Source organism: Streptomyces sp. NPDC090445, assembly GCF_044769385.1.
Classification (GTDB): domain Bacteria; phylum Actinomycetota; class Actinomycetes; order Streptomycetales; family Streptomycetaceae; genus Streptomyces.
Window position 1 is genome coordinate 16239 of record NZ_JBIVXV010000019.1, and the last position, 17521, is coordinate 33759.

The window sequence follows — 17521 nt, forward strand, 5'->3', positions numbered from 1 at the left end:
CGCCCTTCGGCGCCGGCATGCGGCCCTGGCGAACGGATCCGCTTCAACTCTGCCGGTCAGAGAGCCCCATCGGATCGAACCTGGCGGCGCGAGCGCGGCCGCGAGGCGCCGGGCCACCCTCGCATACGACTCAGCCTGACACCTTCGCATCCCCGGCAGAGTCCAGGTTCCGTGGACATTGCGAGGCTCGGGCCTGACCAGCGCCACGCGATGGAGCGGATCAAAGCACACCAGGAACACGTCACGCGGCACGGTCGGTGCATACATGCACATAATCGTGAGCCTAAAGTCACCGCGCGGCGCCTCGCACGCCCGGCGGGCCAAGCGGGGGTCTGCCTATCGGACGACGGTCACTCGGCGGAGCGCACAGCGGGCAGAGCGGCGAGGCCGGGCCAGATCTGGAATCCCAGCGCAACCTCCAGACGTGCCAGCGTTCCGACGTCGGGCAGCACCTTGCCGCCCAGGACCCGGCCGATCGTGGTGTGGTTGACGCCGGTGGCTTCGGCCAGGGTCCGCAGGCTCTGCCCGCTGGAATTCAGAGCGCGTTCGAGGTTGCGGGCCAGGGCCTGCGCGTAGTGGGCGCTGACCGGGGCGTCGGCGGAGAGAGCGGCGTATGGCCAGGTGCCGTCGGCGACATACGCGTACGGCACCTTGTCGTTACTGCTCCGGGGCATGCCGGGATCATCCCATGCACCCATCGACGCCCTCCTCTCCACCCTGCGATCCCGATCAGCGATCGGTGCATACATGCAGCAAGCAGTTACAGGTTCCCACGTCCCGACGCTCCACGCCGAGCAACGCGCAGGGGCAAGCGATTGACGTCTCGGCCCGAGACGCAGGGGCACGAACGAGTGCCGCCCCCCTTTTCGCTCCCGTGCGCCCCCGCCTTGCGTGGGCTTGCCGCACTGACTCTGGGTAGCTGAGGGCTTGAGAAGAATTCGCAGGCCAGAATGGGGGGCGCTTTTATGAAACATCGCAATCTAGCGAAGCCCAGGCCACAACTTCGAGGCCGCGTTCGATTAATTCCCGCACGGCCGACCGTGGCCTCACGTGAGGGAATTACACAGATTGCCTACCGCAGAGATGGGGCAGTCGATACGCTCGACGGAAATTCTGGCTGGGTGAGGGAATTTTGGGGAGGTGCTTCATGCGTACACGTCGGGCACAAGGGGTCCTTGACCAGCTGAGGCGCCTGGCCGCCGATGACGAATCCCGCCTCGCTGACGTGAAGGAGCGTCTGGCGCGGGCGGAGCAGGAGGTGGCGGCAGCCCGGTCGGCCTTCGAGTCGGTCAGTACGCGCGCCGAGGTCTCGCGGCGGGTGGCCCTTGCTGCCGAGAGCCTCCTGCCGCACAGCAGCGATCAGCGGGGGCAGACAGGCGCATCCGGCGCGCTGGCCTCGGAGGGCGAGGTCAGGACGCTCAGGGAGGAGCTTCTCACTCTCGCGCGCGCCCACCCTCGGATCACACGGACCGAGATCGTCGGGTATCTGGGCCGTGCACGGCCGGACATCAAGATCACTGGCCTGGGGCCCGAGCTCACCAAGCTGGTGAAAGCAGGGGTCCTGGTCCGCGTCGGCCATGCCACATACGCGCTCCCGACCGTTGCCCGGGAAGGTGATGCGTAGAGGAATGCGCGCGGATTCGAATAAGGCCATACATGCGCGAGTGCCGCCGAGGCGTCGGAACCTATCGGCGGCACGTGGACGCGCGTTCTTCTGGGCTCACGCATCGCCGCCATTCTAGGCGCGAATAACCGAGGAAGCGAGAGCCCTGCGTAAATTCGGCCCTGAGCGGCCGGGATAGGGCTCACCATGTCTATTTTTTCCCATGCCGATTCCAGTACGAGCTGGACCCCTCCTGGCGGGAAACCACATGCCGGCAAAGCCGGCGACGACTACCGAACGCCGCCACGGCGCACCCTGCCGAGCGGCCGGACGAGTCCCGCCCAGCAGATCCAGCTGCTCATCGCACTCGCCGAGCTGGGCGCGGACGGCAGGGAGGTCGGGCGGGCAGCGGTGGCGGCTCGCACCGGCAAGAGCAAGGACACGGTCAGCGAGTGCATGGGCTTCCTGGCCGAGGTCGGGCTCGCCGAGCCGGGCCGCGGCCGGTATGCGCTCACCGAACAGGGACGGGCATTCGCCGAAGCCTGGTTGCGGGACTCCGCCCGGGCCCGGCTGCTTTTGCGCCCGCTCATGCAGGCCCACTGGTCCGGCGCAGCCGTCGCCAGGCACCTTGCAGGCGGGCCGCTGCCTCAGGAGGAACTGGCCCGGCTCCTGCGCACCGGCCTGCGCGGTCTGGCCATGCGCGGCATCTACCTCGTCGAGTGGCTGGTGGTCGGCCTCGCCGTGGAGCGCGACGACCGCCTCTACATCCACCTTCCCGGCCAGATCCCCCGCACCAGCACGCCCCCTCCATCGCAGGCGGAACCCGAGACGGAGGAGGAACCCGACCCCGCGTTCCTGCTCGGCCTGACCCTGCGCGAGATCCAGGAGCTGCCCGACGCCCGCTACGTCGCCTTCCTCGAAGGCGTTCTGCAGACCCTGCGCGGCGCCCTCGCCCCCGCCGCCTGAACGGAGCGCCGGACCGGCACCAGGCCGGTCCGGCGCCGCCAGGGTGGCGGCTGGTGTCCGCGTCTGGACTCTGGACCCCTACGCGGAGGGTTCGATCCCCTCGCCATCCACCCCTTACCGACCAGCATGACATCTCGCCCACGAAAGGAACCAGTACGCATGCGCACCACGCCAGCCTGGCCAGCCGCCTGACCGCACATCAGCTCCTCAGCCGCACGGTCGAAGCAGTCACCCGTGCGCCTCCCTCCCGTTGCGGACCCGTCCGGCCTTCCACACGGTGGTGCATGTTCGCACCAATCGTGTGGAGGTCGCCCTGTGCCCGTCATCCCTCTTGCATGCCTCCCGGCCTCACCGACTGCGATCCATGGCCGGTGAGGTATCGCTCCACGACGGCCTCGCCCGCGTTCGGGACGCCTGGCAGCACCTGGTCTCTCTCGGCGAGATGTCGGAGCAGACCTTCCACCGGTTCAGTCAACTGCTCCAGCGGTTCGAGCGCTTCACCACTGCCCGAGGCGTCCTGGACTTCGACGCGATCGGTGAGGCCATGGCGGCCTCGTTCATCGACGCCCACGGCCGAACCCGGCACGGACACATCGCGCCGGCCGCGTCCGCCACCCGCTATCTACGGCGCAGCGTCCTGCGGATGTGCTTCACCACCGCCCGTGAGCTCCAGCTCGTCGACGCGGATCCGACCTGGGGCATCGCTCTGCCCCCAAGGGTCAAGGGATCCACCCGCCCCCTGAACGACGACGAGGTCATCGCCCTGCGCCGGGCGGCTGACTACGTCGAGCGCCCCACCCGCCACGCCGCCGCGGCCGCTCTCGCCCTGGCCGGCGGGTTCAGTGGCGAGATCGGCCATATCCGCACCTCCGACCTCGATCTCACCGGCCACCGCGTGTGGATGCACGGCTCGACCAAGACCACGCCGCGCTGGTGTCCCTTGGACACCTGGAGCCTGCGCGTACTGGGCACCCGCGCCGAGTACATCCAGAACGCGCCCGCCACAGCCGTGCGGACCCCGCTCGCGGTCTCTGCCCGGGCCGGCTCTGACGAGCAGGTGCAGGCGAGGGTGTGCGTCGCGCTGAGGGACCTCCTCAAGCGGATCGGGCTCGCTGCCGACCGGAGCGTGCGACCCGCCTCCGTCACCGCGTACGCAGGCTGGGAGACCTTCACCCGTACCGGGCGCATCGAAGCCGCCGCCCGCCACCTCGGCATGGGATCTCTGGACAGCACCGCCGCCCTCATCGGGCACCACTGGCAGACCTCGACCACGGAAAGGAAGGAGCGCCGCAATGCCCGATGACCTCTTCGGCGACCCCGTCCCGCGCACCATCCGCAAGAAGGCCGCACGCCGGGCCCTGGAATCCGACATCCGCACCGTATCCCGCCGGGTCAAGGACATCGCCTGGTTCGAGGACATCTACCGGCTCACCAGCGCCCTCGACAGCGCCGGAGGCCGTCGTGTGGGCCGCCCCGCCGCCTACCCGCCCTACGTCTACCTCCTCTTCCTCGCCCTGCGCGGCATCCACGGCTCTGCCCGCTACTGCGCCGCAGAGCTGCGCGACCAGGACGTCTGGGACGAGATCCGCAAAGGCATCGCCCACCACCTCGGCAAGGACGAAGCCCGCTCCCTGCCCGAGACCGGCCCCACTCGCCACCAGTGGCAGCACGCCCAGAGCACCCTCCTGATCCCCCAACTGGAAGAACTCGGCGAGACGTTCGCCGAGCTCGCCCTGGCGCAAGCCCTGCGTCAAGGGCTCCTCCCTCCCGAAGCACGCCGCTCCTGGAGCAATCCGGGCCGCCACCAGCTCATCGCCGGCGACGGCACGGTCGCCAAGTCCCCCACCCTCTCCACTGTCCCCTTCAGCGTCGATGAGGACGGAGTACGCCGCCGCCACCGCGTCGACCCGGCCTCCTCCTGGCAGAAGGAAGGCGGCGGGAACAGGGACGAGGGAGACGAAGACGACACAGCCGCCATGGCTGACGCCAAGGGACCGGCAACCACCAAGGACGCCGAAAAGATAGTGCTGGGCAGCAAGTTCGTCGTGTTCTCCACCCGACACCGCGGCTACTTCCGGCGCGTCTTCCTCCGCTACAGCCACGTCCCGCACGACCAGGAGGGCGGCGAAGCCGCAGTCGCCCTCAAACTCGCCTGCGCCATCCTCGACGCCGCAGAAGGATGCATGGGCGTCCTCTACGACGGAGCCTTCCGCGGCATGCACCGTGACGTCATCGCCCGCCGCGGCAAGCTCCTCATCAACAAGCAGCACAAGGGAGCCAAGCCCCGCTACCTGCGCACCCTCGACTACGGGCACTGCCGCCACGAACTGTGGTCCAAGAAAGGACGCGCCCACGAACGCGTCTTCCTCGACACCGGCACCACCGCTCTCCTGCCCCTACCCATCCGAAAGCTCGAACGCCGCACCAGCCCCAACACCCACCGCTGGTACCACCTCCTCGCCGTCCCGTGCGTACGCGGCGCCCACGAACACCGCGAGCCCGTCGGCATCACCACCACCCCCGGCGAACGCGACGACGGACAGAGCGATACCGAGACCGGCTTCCACCGCGCCGAGCACCTCCTCCAGATCCCCGACGCCACCGCCACACACCAGACCCTCTACGGCGGCCGCGAAGACACCGAAGCCGGCTTCTCCCAGCTCGACCGCTCTCTCTGGAACCGCCGCATGATCGCCTTCGGCGCCGATGCGCAGAGCCTGGTCATCCTCGGCTTCCTCCTCGCCCAGAACGCCACCAGCGCAGCCCGCTACCAGGAAGACCCCGCCTACACCGACGCGGACGCCGAAACCGCAGAAAGCAGCACCCGCTCCACCAAGAACTGAGGCGCAACGCCCCACCCTGATCCGCTACGCTGTCCTGGGCTGCCCTCGTGGCGGCCCAGGACCTTGCCGAACGCGGGCAGAATCTCACACAGAGTATTCAGCCACGTTGTACGCAAGGCCCCGCCTTCGTAGCTCAGGGGATAGAGCACCGCTCTCCTAAAGCGGGTGTCGCAGGTTCGAATCCTGCCGGGGGCACTGCCGAGACGGCCCCGGACTTCCCGTCCGGGGCCGTTCGCGTACTCCTCGTGCCGGAGCCTGCTCCCGCGAGTCGGGCGGCGGGCCGGACGGGCCTATCGGGAGCCGCCGAGGTGCTTCGTCGCGGCCTCGATGAAGGCTGCGGCCTCGATGTCGGCGATGCGGACGCAGTCGGTGCCACCGTGCTCGTGGCCGGAAGGCCTCAGCTGCGCGGTGGGCTCCCACCGCAGGTTGCGGGTGAAGGCCTCGTCGTACGTGCGGTCCTCGTCGGTGCGCCGCCGCAGGATGCCGCCCGGGTTCTCCCGGCTGTGCCCGTCGCCGGCCTCGGCGTAGTAGGCGGTCTCCCCCTCGGCGTCCATCGCGTCGAGGGTGGCGGGTGCGAGCGTCAGGAACGGCGCCGCGGCGGCGTTGCCCGCCACGTCTCCCAGCGGGATCATCGTCCCGTTGAGGTCGACGTACTCCTCCAGGTAGTACCCGCCGCCGCGCTCGTACATCAGCAGCAGCGGCTCGTACGGGTCCGGCAGGCCGCCGGCCGGCTCCTGCCCGGCGTCCCGTACGGCCGCCCAGCGCACGGCGGCGCGGCACGTGGTCCGCAGCGAGGCCGGGGCGAGCCCGTTCAGGAGGTCCTCCAGTTCCGCCGCGACGTCGGGCGGCGTCCGGGCCGCCCCCGCGTCGAGGTGCTCGGCGACGTCGAAGAACGGCCACGCCGCCTCGGCCCCGCAGGCCTGGGCCCACAGGGCGGAACGGCGCAGGTACTCGCGCATGAGGAGGGCGCGCGACGCCGCGTGCTCCCAGGCTGCCGCCCCGCCCGCCTCACCCGCCCCGCCCGTCTCGTCCTTCCAGTCGATGGCGCGCAGCCGCTCCAGCACGGCACGCGGCCCGTGGCCTGTCGCTTCCGCTCCCACGTCGGCTCGCACGCTGTCGGCCTACCGGCCCGCTGCGGCCAGAGTTGCCGCGATCAGGTCGGCCGCCTCCATCTCGTCCAGCCGGACGAGCCCGCTCTCCGCGGCTTGGTCCGGCGACGCCGGCAGCGGGGCCGCCGGCTCCCAGCGCAGGCTTTCCCGGCCGAACGCCTCGTCGTGCGTCTCGGCGCGGAGCACGCGCCTGCGCAGCAGGGGACCCTGGCGGTCGTCGGCCGCGGCGCAGCAGGCGTAGTAGGTGATGCGTCCGGCCGCGTCCACGGCATCGAGCACCGCACGGTCGAGGGAGCGCGGCGCCAGGGCGCCGACGTGACCCCGCAGGGTTCCGGGCCGCATCTGCACACCGGTCAGGTCGATGAAGCCGACGTTGTCCTCCAGGAACTCGCCGCCCCGCTCGCAGAAGAGGATCAACGGCTCGTAGAGGTCGGGCAGGTCCGCGAAGGCATCGGGATGCCGGGCCCGGTACTCCGCCAGCCGGACCGCACCGGCACAGATGCGCTTGACGGCATGGCTTCCGGTCATTCCGGCCAGGTGCTCCTGGAGCTCTGCGGCATTCTCCGGAGAGAGCCTGAACTCGGGGTCCGCGTATGCGATCGCGTCGAAGAAGGGCCACGCGCCCTCGGCCGAGCAGGCCTGCGCCCACAGGCCCGCCCGCCGCAGGTATTCGCGCATCAGCAGTCGGCGCGACATGACCCGCGCGAAGGCGTCGTCCCAGTCTCCGATCCAATCCACCGCCCGAAGGCGCTGCAGCATGGCGGACGCCGCCTGGTCGCGCTCAACCGCAGACCGCCACGCCATCCTCAGTCCCCCGCACGGCCGAACAGTTCGGGCCATCAATCCGCTTGCATGTACGCCTTCTTCTATCAACACGCGCCGCATCCGCAGTGCCCGGCACGGCAGTTGTGACTTACTCACGACAAACCGCCGGACGCCGGCGGCCCGGGCGGCACGGGCCACCATCCGCAATCGCCCGTTCACCGAATGTGCGCGGGCCGCCCGGACCGCCGCCCGGACCGTGTTCGGGCATGCGAAAGCCCTCCCGGCCCTGGGCCGGGAGGGCTGGTCGCGGCGGATCGCGGCGGATCGCGACAGATCTCGACGGGTCAGCTCAGGCCTTTGCTGCGTTCACCGATGCGGTCACCCTGGGGAGTGCCGGCCCGCTTGAGGCTGGCCTTCGTGTGCAGACCGCCCTTCACCTTGCTCCGCACCGGCCCTTCGAACCCGTGCCCCGTCGAATGCGGCGCCCGGCCCGGCTCCGGCGTCTCGAGAATCCGCTTCTGGCGCTCGTTGGTCATCCCGTCGTCAACTCCCTCGGGAAGCGTCCAATCGGTCTACTACAGATTATTGGGATCGTATGCACATATGCCGCGAGATGCATCCGGGGCGAGCGTCATCCGGCCCGCCCCGGCCCGCCCCGGCCCGCGCCCCCGGTCACGGGCGCGGCGGGACCGGCCGCTGCACCGGATCCGGCTCCGGCACCGGCTCCCGCTCCGGCACCGTCTGCAGGAGCTCCTCCGGGCAGGGCGTCCCCCGCGGCAGCTGGTATTTCGCCGCCACCCGGTATTCCCCCGGCGCCGGGGCCAGCAGCTCCGTCCACACGTCCCCGTCCGCGTCCGGGGACGGGGACGCCTCGGACAGGCACCCGGCGGTGTTCGCGTACTCCCTCGGCAGGGCTCCCGCGCCCGCGCCCGTACGCCCGCTCCCGGTGCCCCGCGCCCGCGACGCGGGCGTCTCCTGCGGCGGCGGCACCGCCTTGCCCGCGGAGTCCACCAGCCCCAGCCACGGCGAGTACGGGATCCGCACCAGCACCCGGCCGGGCGCCTTCACGTCCACGACCAGCTGGTCGGCCCCGGCCCGGACCACCGTGGCCGGCCCCGACACCAGGTCGGTCGGCCGGTCGACCTCGAACAGCTGCCAGTTCGGGTCGCCCCACACCAGCCGCAGGTACGGCAGCCCCTGGCGCAGCAGCTTCGCCTCCGCCTCGCCGCCCGAGTCGGGTTTGTCGGCGGGCAGCACCACGTAGTGCACGGCCCAGCGCTCCAGCCAGGCGCGGTAGCTCTCGGCGGTGAGGGTGTCGTCGTAGAAGAGCGGGTTCCGCTCCAGGTCGGCCTGCCGGTTCCAGCCGCGCGCGAGGTTCACGTACGCCGGGAAGGCCGAGGATTCGCGGTGGCTGCTGGCCGGCACCACCTCGACCCGGCCCCGGTCGGCGCCCGCCTTGCGCAGCTGGTCGACCAGCGGGGCCAGCTCCCGGTTCCAGGCGGCCACCGGGGTGGTGCGGACGATGTCGGTGATGCTGTTGCTGGTGATCCACATCGTGACCCCGGTGAACGCGGCCACCACCGCGTACCAGTGCCGCGAGCGCCGCGCCGAGTACGGCACCGCCGCCAGCAGCACGCCCCCGCCGAACAGCATGACCATCCGGGTGACGTTCGACCCGACCTGCGAGTCGATCACCCAGGTCAGGAACACGCCGAGGAGGTAGACCGCCGAGGCCAGCCGCACCGTCTTCCACCGCTTCGGCACGAGGAGCAGGATCGCCAGCGCGCTGAGGAACGGCGGCACGGCCGAGCCCAGCTTCATCGGCTGCGTCCCGGAGAACGGGAACAGCCAGGCCGACAGCCCCACCACCGCCACCGGGGCCAGCCCCAGGGCGTACGCCCCCGGCCGCCGCCCGCCCAGGAACAGCGCGGCCGCGACCACCCCGAGGAACAGGCCCGCGACGGGGCTGGCGGCGGTCGCGAGCCCGGCGAGCGGGACCGCCACCGCGGCCTTGGCCCAGCGCCGCCGGGCCCACTTGCGCGGCCAGCAGAACACGGCGGCGACGGCGCCGAGCGCGAACATCGCGCCGAGCCCGAAGGTGACCCGGCCGGAGAGGGCGTTGCAGAACAGCCCGTACACCCCGGCGAGGGCCGGCCACAGCGGCTCGCGCACGGCGCCGCGGCAGCGGGTCAGGATCAGCGCGAACAGGCCGGCCGAGACCGTGCCGGCGATCATCATCGTGGTCCGGACACCGAGCATGTACATCACATACGGCGAGACCACGCTGTACGAGACGGGGTGCATGCCCCCGAACCAGGCGAGGTTGTACGCCGAGTCCGGATGGCGGCCGACGAACTCGGCCCAGGCGTCCTGGGCGGCGAGGTCGCCGCCGCTGTTGGCGAAGCAGTAGAACCAGACGACGTGCAGGACGGCGGCGAGGACGGTGGCGACGGCCACCGGATGCCGCCGGGCCCAGTCGAGCGGACCGCCGGGCCCGACGAGGGCAACGGGAGCGGCGGACGAGACGGGAGCGACGGACCCGACGGGCGCGACGGACCCGGTGGACGCGACGACAGGGGCTTCGGGGCCTTCGGGCACGCCGATGGCCTCCAGTCCGTCCGGTCCGCTCCGGCCCTGCTGCTCAGCGGTGGTCACTGGTCTGCCCTGCTCCCCGCTCGGTGCCGTCCATTCGTTTCATTCCGTCCCGTCGCGGTTCCGGTTCCGGCTCCTAGACGCGCACCGGCGCCCCGGGGTTGCCCGGGGCGCCGGTTCTGGGTTCACCGGAGTCGGCGGTGATCAGCCGATACGGGTCAGCTTGCTGCCGATGCCCGGCGCGGCCAGGTCGCTCTTCAGCGCCACCGGCACCTTCACCTGGCTGGCCCCCTCGCCGACGGTCAGCATGCCGACCTCGGTGCCCGCCGTCGCGGTCTGCGGGAGCTTGCTGTCACCGCTGCCCATCTTGATCTTGACGGTGAGCGACGGCCAGCCGACCGCCTGCACGTCCGCCGTGGCCACGACCGGGGTCCGGCCGCCGAGCCCGTCGTCCACGTACCCGACGACGTCGCCCTTCTTCACCACGGCGGCGCTGGTCAGCGACTTCTGCGTGGCCACCATGAGGTTCTTGCTGTGGTTGATGGCGGTGCCGAGGATCGGCACGCCGTACTGGGCGAGAACCGCGCCGACGATCAGCTGGTTGGTGTTGCCGACCTTCTTCTCGGCGGCGAAGAGCAGGTTGCCGCCCGCCTTGGTGGTGGAGCCGGTCTTGATGCCGATCGCGCCGTTGCCCGGTGCGATGAGGTCGTTCCAGTTGCGCCACCACTTGCCGTACTGGTCCGTGTAGCCGTTCAGCTTGGTGATGGCGATGAGCTCCGGCATCTCGACCACCTTCAGGCCCAGCTTGACCTGGTCCTCGGCGGTGCTGACCGTGCTCGCCTCCAGACCCGAGGGGTCCGTGTACGTCGTGTTGGTCATGCCGAGTTCCTTGGCGGCGTCGTTCATCTTCTTGACGAACGCCTCCTGGTCGCCGCCGGCGTCCCAGCGGGCGAGCAGCCGCGCGACGTTGTTCGCCGACGGGATCATGAGCGCGGCGAGGGCGTCGTACTGCGAGATCTTGTCGCCCTCCTTCAGCGTGTTGACGGTCGACTCGCCTTCGGACTCCTTCTTGCCGTCCTCCACCGCGGCCTTGTCAATGTCGATCATCTGACCCTTCTCACCCTTCTTCATCGGGTGGTTCTTCAGGATCACGTAGGCCGTCATCGTCTTGGCGACGCTGCCGATGGGAACGGGCTTCTGCTCGCCGAAGCTGCCGAGGGTGCCGAGGCCGGACGCCGCCATGTACGCCTGGCCCTCCTTGGGCCAGGGCATGGCCGGGGCGGCACCGTCGAAGGTGAAGGTGCTCTTCGCGGTCATCGTGAGCTTCGGCTCGGGCAGCGGGCGCACCAGCTGCACGACGGCCAGGACGACCAGGAGCAGGATGGCGATCGGCGTGTAGATCTTCAGCCGCCGGACGGCCGTCCGCATCGGGCTCGGCGGCGGAGGCGGGTTGTTCGTGAGCTCCGCGAGCAGGTCGAGCGGCGGCCGCGGCGGCAGCGGCTGCTGCGTGGTCCGCTCGGTCCGCTCCGGAACGGCGGTCGAGGCGGCGCCCGCGGCCGAACCCGGGGGCCGGGGCGGGGTGGCGGTACGGGGCGGGGTGGCGGTACGGGCCTGAGCCGGCGCGGCGGGCGCGGCACCGGCCCCGGCGGGCTTCGGCGCCGACGCGGAACCGGAACCACCGCGCGTGGGCCCTTCGTCCGTGCGCAGCGGCACGAACGTGCTCGGCTTCCCCGCGCCGGCCGGCTTCGGCGGCGCGGGCCGGGAGGCGGTCGGCCTGTCGGCCGCAGGCTTGTCGGCGGCCGGCTTGTCGGCGGTCGGCTTGTCGGCGGTCGGCGGCTTCACGGCACGGAAGACGGTGGTGCGCTCGCTGTCCGAGTCCTCGGCCGACGGCTTGGCGGGAGCCGCCGGGCCGGAACCGGCGCCGAGCTTGGGCGCACGGAACACGGCGGTGCGCTCGCTGTCGGAGTCACCCGCGGCGGACGGCTTCGCCGCCCCTGCGTCACCGGACTTGGCCGGAGCCGAACCGGAACCGGAACCGGAACCAGCGCCCGGGGCGGAACCCGAGCCGGAGCCCGGCTTCACGGCACGGAAGACGGTGGTGCGCTCATTGTCGTCCGCCGCACCCGGCTTGTCCGCTTCGTCCGTCGACGGCTTGGCGGAGGCGGCGGCACCGGCACCGGTCTTGGCCCACGACGGCGCACGGTCGCCAGTCCGAGCCGGCGCCTTGGCGGCATCGGTCTTACGGGGGTCCGACTTGGCGGCATCCGCCTTGTCGGAATCCGCCTTGGCGGTGTCGGCCTTGGCGGTGTCGGCCTTGGCGGTGTCGGCCTTGGCGTCCGGCTTCACGGCACGGATGACGGCGGTGCGCTCGACGGTGAGTTCGCTGTCGAACTTCTCCGCCTCCGGCTCGGCCGACGCCTCGCCGGCAGCGGTCCGGCCCGAAGCGGAATCAGCCTCCGCGTCCGCGTCGGCGTCGGCGCCCTTGGCCTGGCCCTTGCCCGCATCCGAGTCGGAGCGGGACTCCGGCACCCGACCGGCGTCCTTGCCGGAGCCCGAGGCAGAGCCGGAACGGGACTCCGACGCCTGCTCGGCGTCCCCGTCGTCCGCCTTGGCGGGAGCCGCAGCGGCAGCCGAAGACGCGTCGTCACCCTCGGCGTCGTCAGCGGCGCCCTCGCCGTCGCCCGCGCCCTTGCTCTCGCCCTCGCCCCGCGCGGAAGCGGAAGCAGAATCCGCGTCCGAGTCCGAGTCCCCGTCCGCGTCCGCCTTGGGCGCGCGGAACACCGCCGTGCGCTCGTTGTCGACGGACGCGTCGGCCTCCGCCTCCGCAGAAGAGTCCGCAGCAGAGTCCGCGGCCCGGTCCTCGGAATCCCGCGGCCCCGCGTCCCGTACGCCGCTGCCGGAATCCCCGGCGCGAGTGGTGGAACCGTCGCCCGCGGCTTCGGCGTCCCCCTTGCCGGATTCGGGTTCCCGCGGACGGAACACCGACAGCCTCGGGTCACGTTCCGCGGAGGACCTCGCCACCCCCGGCGTTCCTTCATCAACCGACTTGTCGGGGGACTCGCCCGCCACCAGTTCCTCCTCGATCGCCGCCGCGTGCCCGGCCGTCCGAATGTCTAACAGTGTCCCGCGTCGGGGGCATCGCCCAGGTGCTAGACGAGAACGACATAGCGCTGGTTCCCCCACAAAGCGACCAGGCACTCTCGACAGATGAATGTGAGAGGCGTCACCCTGTCACTCATCCACGCGGGGAGGCATGGATGGGCAGGAGCCGCAGAACAATTCCGGAGGAGCTTCTGCTGCTCGCTTTGGACCCGACCACGGGTACCACGGCGCAGCCGCAGTCGCTCGACCTCGGCCTGGCCGGGGCACAGCTAGTGGAGCTGGCTCTGGCAGGACGGATAGCCCCTGACGGGGATCGTATCGCCGTGGTGATGCCACGGCCGACAGGAGATCCGACTCTGGACTCCGCACTGGAACTGCTGCGCAGGCGCGGCAGCCCGGTTCGGGCCGTCCACTGGATCGGCGGACCCCGGCTGGGGCTCCGCCAGGTGTACCTCGCTCACCTGGAGCGCTGCGGCATGGTCCATGCCGTCGCGGGCCAGATGTGCGGTGTGCTGCCGACGACTCGCTACCAGGCGACGGACACCGCCATCAGCCGGGAGATCCGTGCCCGGCTCGACAGTGCGATCCGCACCGGCGTTCCGCCGGACCCGCGGACCGCGGCGCTCGCCGCGCTGGCCCACGCGGTCGGTCTCGGCAAGCACCTGTACCCCGGCAACGAGGGGCGGTCGTCGAGGTCCCGGCTGCGGGACCTGATCCGGCACGACCCCATGGGCGGTCTCGTGGCGCACGCCGTCATGGACGTCCAGAACGGCGTGGCCGCACAGCCGCGCCGGGACCGCGCTTCGGCGACGCCGCCGCCGGCGGCCCGGGCCACGGCGAACGGCGTTCCGCTGCAGGCACGCCGCACGGGAGCGATGGCACGCGCCGCCGCGCACTGAAAGCCGCACCGCTCCACCACCGGCACGACGGCACCACCAGCGCCGACGGCACCACCAGCACCGCCGCCACCACCGGCACCATGCGCGCGCAGAAGATCCGCAGATCCACCACAGGTCCCACAGCTCCACCGCAACGCATCCACAACGCGGGGTGACGAGGCCGGTTCCGCCGGGCCCCGTCACCTCGCGCACCTGTGTTTCCGGGCCGTTTACCGGCGCCGCCCCGCCCTTCGGTGGCAGTCTGCTCACCAGTAGACACGCAGAGAGACGCGATCAAAGAAGGCGGAGGTGCCGTTCACGTGGCGTCCAATGTCAATCCCACCGTCCGACGCCGCCGACTGGGCATGGAGTTGCGCAAGCTCCGCGAGGACAAGGGCATGACGGCCGAGCAGGTCGCCGAGCGCCTGCTCGTATCCCAGTCGAAGATCAGCAGGCTGGAGAACGGCCGCCGGTCCATCAGCCAGCGCGATGTCCGCGACCTGTGCGACGTGTACGAGGTCGAGGACCGCAGACTCGTCGAGTCCCTCATGCAGATGGCCAAGGACTCCCGCCAGCAGGGCTGGTGGCACGCCTTCGGCGACATCCCGTACAGCGTCTACATCGGGCTGGAGACCGACGCCTCCAGCCTGCGCACGTACGAGCCCCAGATGGTGCCCGGCCTGCTGCAGACCCCGGAGTACGCGCACGCCCTCATCCGCGGCGCCGCGCCCGAAACCGGACCGGCGGACGTGGAGAAGCGGGTCCAGGTGCGGATGCACCGGCAGAAGCGGCTGTCGGAGACGGACAACAACAACCCCGAGATCGGGCCGCTGCGGCTGTGGGCGGTCATCGACGAGGCGGCGCTGCGCCGGCACGTGGGCGACGCCCAGATGATGATCGACCAGCTCGAGTACCTGATACAGCAGTCGGAGCAGCCGTACATCACGGTGCAGGTGATGCCGTTCTCGATGGGTGCCCACCCGGGCATGAACGGCCAGTACGCGATCCTGGAATTCCCGGACGCCACCGACTCCACGGTCGTCTACATCGAGGGCGTGACGAGCGACCTGTACCTGGAGAAGGCCAACGACGTTCAGAGGTACAGCGTGATGTACGAGCACCTGCGCGCGCAGGCCCTCAACGTGGACCAGACGCGGCAGTTCATTTCGGACATCATCGCCGAGTATGCGGGCAAGGGTAAGTAAAAGGGGAGCAAACCGGGCAGGTGGCGAGGGGGGCCGGTTACGGTACACCGTCACTCCCCAGCCACAGAAGTCCTGAATGGAATATGCCACCCGGTCGGGTGAATCACCTCATCGCCCGTCGGAAGGTGCCGGTAGCGTCGATCACGTCGGCCCGGGGAGATCCGGATGGCCGACAACCACCCCCACCCACCGGCACTTTCTGCTGCATCGGAGAGAAACATGGCTATTCGTCAGGGCGCCACGGACAACTGGACCAAGTCCTCCTACTCCGGCGGAAACGGCGCTTGCGTCGAGGTCAAGTCCCCCGTCATGGAGACCATCGCGGTCCGCGACTCCAAGGTGCAGGACGGCCCGTCCCTCGCCTTCGCCCCCGGCTCCTGGACCTCGTTCGTGACCGGCGTCACCGAGGGCCGACTGGGCCGCCTCGCCTGACCTCCGGCCGCAACGCCAACACCAACACCCCCATATCGCCCGCACACCCGTACTCCCGTGTGCGGGATCGCCTGAAGCCCTCTCGACTGGCCCGCCGTCCCGGCCGAGGGGGCTCGGTCGTGTCCGGGGGCGGTGCGCATGCCCCGGGGGGGCGGACCGCATGCCCGGGGGCGGTACGCCGCCAACCGGCGCCGCCTACCGCAGCTGGTCGACGTACCGATCGGTCCCGGGCACGGTCGGAACGAACGGCGCCACCAGCTCCACCCGCCCCACCCCCGCCTCCGCGACCTCGGTGTCGAGCCCCCGGAACAACCCGTCCCAGCAGGTCCGCGGATCGGCCTCCAGGAACCACAGCAGCGTCAGCCGGGTGTCGACCCCTTCGACCTGCTTGACGTACGTCATCCGGTCGCCGGGCAGCGGCGTCGGCCGGAACACCGTCACCATCGCCGCCGGTGATCCCGCCAGCCGCCGCGGCAGGGCCCGCGACCGCAGCCACTCCAGCAGCTCCGCCCGGCCGCCCGGCCGGTCGGCGTCGACGACCTCCAGGACGAGCCCGGCGTACGGGTGGTCGAGGGCGTGGAAGTCGCGCGGGCCGGCGGCGCCGTCGCGGTAGACGGTGGCCTCGTGGTCCTGGAAGGCCGTGAAGACGTGCGTCCGGTCCCGGTAGACCCGGGCGTCCCGGTTCAGCCGCTTGTTGATGCCGACGGTCCACTTCATGTGCTCGCCGTAGCGGCCCTCGGTCACCCAGTACGTCGACAGGTAGCAGCCGGCGGTGACCGGCTGGGCCACGGCCGACTTCTCCGGGTAGCGCAGCTCCTGGAGGTCCCGCGTGGCCACCCAGCGGCGGCCGGCGTACATCCAGGGCATGGCCATGGCGCCGGCGTAGTAGTGGTCGTCCTCGTACCAGCGGTTGTACGCGTACTCGTGGCCCGGGTGCGGCTCGACCATGGTGATCAGCGCATGGCCGGGCCGGACCCCGTACGGGCCCACGGCGGCAAGCGCGGCGTAATCGTCGACTCCCGGCTGCTGCTCTGCATTCGACATGCCCTGGGAAATACCTGACAACCCGTCAAACGGCCAGCCCCTGTGCACGCTCAACCACCGCAGAACCAGATGCCGACTACACCCTCCCGGTCAGTCAGGGGGCCTCCTCTTCGCGTTCGGTGTGGAGGACTTCGCGGGCCTGCTCGGCAGCGCGGAGGATGCTCTCGCCGATGAAGTCGAGGAAGCGCGCGATGTTCTCCAGCCGGGCGGCGGCAGCGGTGTCGCGGCCGAGGACGGCGACACCCTGGCGCGCCGTTTGCACGAGCTGCTCGTTGGCCCGGGCGGCGGCGATCGTCGACTGGTAGAAGAGTTCGTCGTCGACGATGTAGCGATCGCGGCGGCGTTCGTCGCGCTCTCGGCGGACGAGGCTCTGGCTCTCCAGGAAGGCGATCGCCTTGGAGATGGACGCCGGGCTGACCTGGAGCCGCCGGGCGAGCTCGGACGCGGTGACGCTGCCCGCATCCGTGGTGAACAGACAGGTCAGCACCCGGGCCGTCATCTTGGGCAGACCCTGACCCATGAGGACGGTGGTGAGCGTCTCCTCGTACTCGGCCACCGCCTCGGCGTCGCGCCCGTGCGGCAGGGGGGCCGCCTCCGGCCCGCGGGAGGCGGCGGGCTTGCGCCGGTGGGCGCGGCGTTCGGTGGCGCGCTGGGCCAGATCGGCACGGTAGCCGGTGGGGCCGCCGTTGCGCATCACCTCACGCGTGACCGTCGAGGTCGGACGGTCGAGGCGGCGGGCGATCTCGGCGTAGGGGAGACTGTCGGCCAGCCCCAGCGCGATCTGCTGGCGTTCCTGCTGAGTGAGCCTGCCTCCAGGCATTGCAATCCCCTCGCTGATCCTTGCACGGTGAGCCCATCATAGCGTTCACCCTCCATCCATTGCAATGATCCACCCCATCCGTTGCATTAAAAAGTCGCCGGTTGCAACGATTCACCTGCCTCCACCTGCGCAAACTCAAATCTGACGCAACGAGCTTGTTGC

Annotated in this window: 15 protein-coding genes and 1 tRNA gene; 8 read left to right on the forward strand and 8 right to left on the reverse strand. The window is 70.8% G+C overall.

Annotated features, from left to right (window positions below; genetic code table 11):
• Nucleotides 1-350 precede the first annotated feature (350 nt).
• Nucleotides 351-674 carry a helix-turn-helix domain-containing protein gene (locus ACIQUT_RS28290; RefSeq protein WP_403566783.1) on the reverse strand — a complete coding sequence of 108 codons (324 nt, stop codon included), beginning with the start codon at nt 672-674 and terminating at the stop codon, nt 351-353.
• A 551-nt stretch (nt 675-1225) separates the two neighbouring features.
• Here ACIQUT_RS28290 and ACIQUT_RS28295 point away from each other — a divergent pair.
• From ACIQUT_RS28295 to ACIQUT_RS28315, 5 genes are all read left to right on the forward strand, one after another.
• A complete protein-coding gene (locus ACIQUT_RS28295) occupies nt 1226-1624 on the forward strand; it encodes a hypothetical protein (protein ID WP_403566785.1) in 399 nt (132 codons plus the stop codon).
• Nucleotides 1625-1810: 186 nt separating this feature from the next.
• Nucleotides 1811-2569, forward strand: coding sequence for a hypothetical protein (locus ACIQUT_RS28300; RefSeq protein WP_403566786.1), 759 nt, complete (start codon nt 1811-1813; stop codon nt 2567-2569).
• A gap of 364 nt (nt 2570-2933) precedes the next feature.
• On the forward strand, nt 2934-3872 hold the full coding sequence (locus ACIQUT_RS28305; RefSeq protein ID WP_403566787.1) for a hypothetical protein: 939 nt from the start codon (nt 2934-2936) through the stop codon (nt 3870-3872).
• A complete protein-coding gene (locus ACIQUT_RS28310) occupies nt 3862-5412 on the forward strand; it encodes a hypothetical protein (protein WP_403566789.1) in 1551 nt (516 codons plus the stop codon). The genes ACIQUT_RS28305 and ACIQUT_RS28310 overlap by 11 nt, the downstream gene beginning before the upstream one ends.
• A 122-nt stretch (nt 5413-5534) precedes the next feature.
• A tRNA-Arg gene (locus tag ACIQUT_RS28315) sits at nt 5535-5607 on the forward strand.
• Between the two features lie 95 nt (nt 5608-5702).
• On the opposite strand, the gene ACIQUT_RS28320 is transcribed toward ACIQUT_RS28315, so the two are convergent.
• From ACIQUT_RS28320 to ACIQUT_RS28340, 5 genes are all read right to left on the reverse strand, one after another.
• Nucleotides 5703-6524 carry a hypothetical protein gene (locus tag ACIQUT_RS28320; RefSeq protein ID WP_403566791.1) on the reverse strand — a complete coding sequence of 274 codons (822 nt, stop codon included), beginning with the start codon at nt 6522-6524 and terminating at the stop codon, nt 5703-5705.
• Nucleotides 6525-6533: 9 nt separating this feature from the next.
• Entirely contained in the window at nt 6534-7280 is a 747-nt protein-coding gene (locus ACIQUT_RS28325; RefSeq protein WP_403566792.1) for a hypothetical protein, read from the reverse strand.
• Between the two features lie 350 nt (nt 7281-7630).
• On the reverse strand, nt 7631-7822 hold the full coding sequence (locus ACIQUT_RS28330) for a hypothetical protein (protein ID WP_403566794.1): 192 nt from the start codon (nt 7820-7822) through the stop codon (nt 7631-7633).
• Between the two features lie 136 nt (nt 7823-7958).
• A complete protein-coding gene (locus ACIQUT_RS28335; RefSeq protein WP_403566796.1) occupies nt 7959-9941 on the reverse strand; it encodes an MFS transporter in 1983 nt (660 codons plus the stop codon).
• 141 nt (nt 9942-10082) lie between these two features.
• Nucleotides 10083-12899, reverse strand: a complete 2817-nt coding sequence (locus ACIQUT_RS28340; protein ID WP_403566798.1) for a hypothetical protein — start codon at nt 12897-12899, stop codon at nt 10083-10085.
• A gap of 236 nt (nt 12900-13135) precedes the next feature.
• Here ACIQUT_RS28340 and ACIQUT_RS28345 point away from each other — a divergent pair, with 236 nt between their 5' ends.
• The 3 genes from ACIQUT_RS28345 to ACIQUT_RS28355 all read left to right on the forward strand — a co-directional run bounded on the left by ACIQUT_RS28345 (nt 13136) and on the right by ACIQUT_RS28355 (nt 15495).
• On the forward strand, nt 13136-13879 hold the full coding sequence (locus tag ACIQUT_RS28345) for a GPP34 family phosphoprotein (protein WP_403566800.1): 744 nt from the start codon (nt 13136-13138) through the stop codon (nt 13877-13879).
• A 299-nt stretch (nt 13880-14178) separates the two neighbouring features.
• Nucleotides 14179-15063: a helix-turn-helix domain-containing protein gene (locus ACIQUT_RS28350; RefSeq protein WP_403566801.1), complete on the forward strand. Its 885-nt coding sequence runs from the start codon at nt 14179-14181 to the stop codon at nt 15061-15063.
• A 219-nt stretch (nt 15064-15282) separates the two neighbouring features.
• Nucleotides 15283-15495, forward strand: coding sequence for a DUF397 domain-containing protein (locus ACIQUT_RS28355; protein WP_403566802.1), 213 nt, complete (start codon nt 15283-15285; stop codon nt 15493-15495).
• Nucleotides 15496-15690: 195 nt separating this feature from the next.
• Here the strand turns inward: ACIQUT_RS28355 and ACIQUT_RS28360 are convergent, their stop codons facing one another.
• Together ACIQUT_RS28360 and ACIQUT_RS28365 are read right to left on the reverse strand one after the other, a co-directional pair.
• A complete protein-coding gene (locus ACIQUT_RS28360) occupies nt 15691-16539 on the reverse strand; it encodes a hypothetical protein (RefSeq protein WP_403566804.1) in 849 nt (282 codons plus the stop codon).
• Between the two features lie 94 nt (nt 16540-16633).
• Nucleotides 16634-17359 (reverse strand): helix-turn-helix domain-containing protein, encoded by a 726-nt coding sequence (locus ACIQUT_RS28365; RefSeq protein WP_403566805.1) that lies wholly within the window; start codon nt 17357-17359, stop codon nt 16634-16636.
• Between the last annotated feature and the right edge of the window lie 162 nt (nt 17360-17521).

Excerpts from the sequence above, each read along its gene's own strand:
- ACIQUT_RS28290 (WP_403566783.1), bottom strand. The coding sequence starts at position 674 with ATGCCCCGGAGCAGTAACGACAAGGTGCCGTACGCGTATGTCGCCGAC.
- ACIQUT_RS28300 (WP_403566786.1), top strand. The coding sequence starts at position 1,811 with ATGTCTATTTTTTCCCATGCCGATTCCAGTACGAGCTGGACCCCTCCT.
- ACIQUT_RS28305 (WP_403566787.1), top strand. The coding sequence starts at position 2,934 with ATGGCCGGTGAGGTATCGCTCCACGACGGCCTCGCCCGCGTTCGGGAC.
- ACIQUT_RS28310 (WP_403566789.1), top strand. The coding sequence starts at position 3,862 with ATGCCCGATGACCTCTTCGGCGACCCCGTCCCGCGCACCATCCGCAAG.
- ACIQUT_RS28325 (WP_403566792.1), bottom strand. The coding sequence starts at position 7,280 with ATGCTGCAGCGCCTTCGGGCGGTGGATTGGATCGGAGACTGGGACGAC.
- ACIQUT_RS28330 (WP_403566794.1), bottom strand. The coding sequence starts at position 7,822 with ATGACCAACGAGCGCCAGAAGCGGATTCTCGAGACGCCGGAGCCGGGC.
- ACIQUT_RS28345 (WP_403566800.1), top strand. The coding sequence starts at position 13,136 with ATGGGCAGGAGCCGCAGAACAATTCCGGAGGAGCTTCTGCTGCTCGCT.
- ACIQUT_RS28355 (WP_403566802.1), top strand. The coding sequence starts at position 15,283 with ATGGCTATTCGTCAGGGCGCCACGGACAACTGGACCAAGTCCTCCTAC.
- ACIQUT_RS28360 (WP_403566804.1), bottom strand. The coding sequence starts at position 16,539 with ATGTCGAATGCAGAGCAGCAGCCGGGAGTCGACGATTACGCCGCGCTT.
- ACIQUT_RS28365 (WP_403566805.1), bottom strand. The coding sequence starts at position 17,359 with ATGCCTGGAGGCAGGCTCACTCAGCAGGAACGCCAGCAGATCGCGCTG.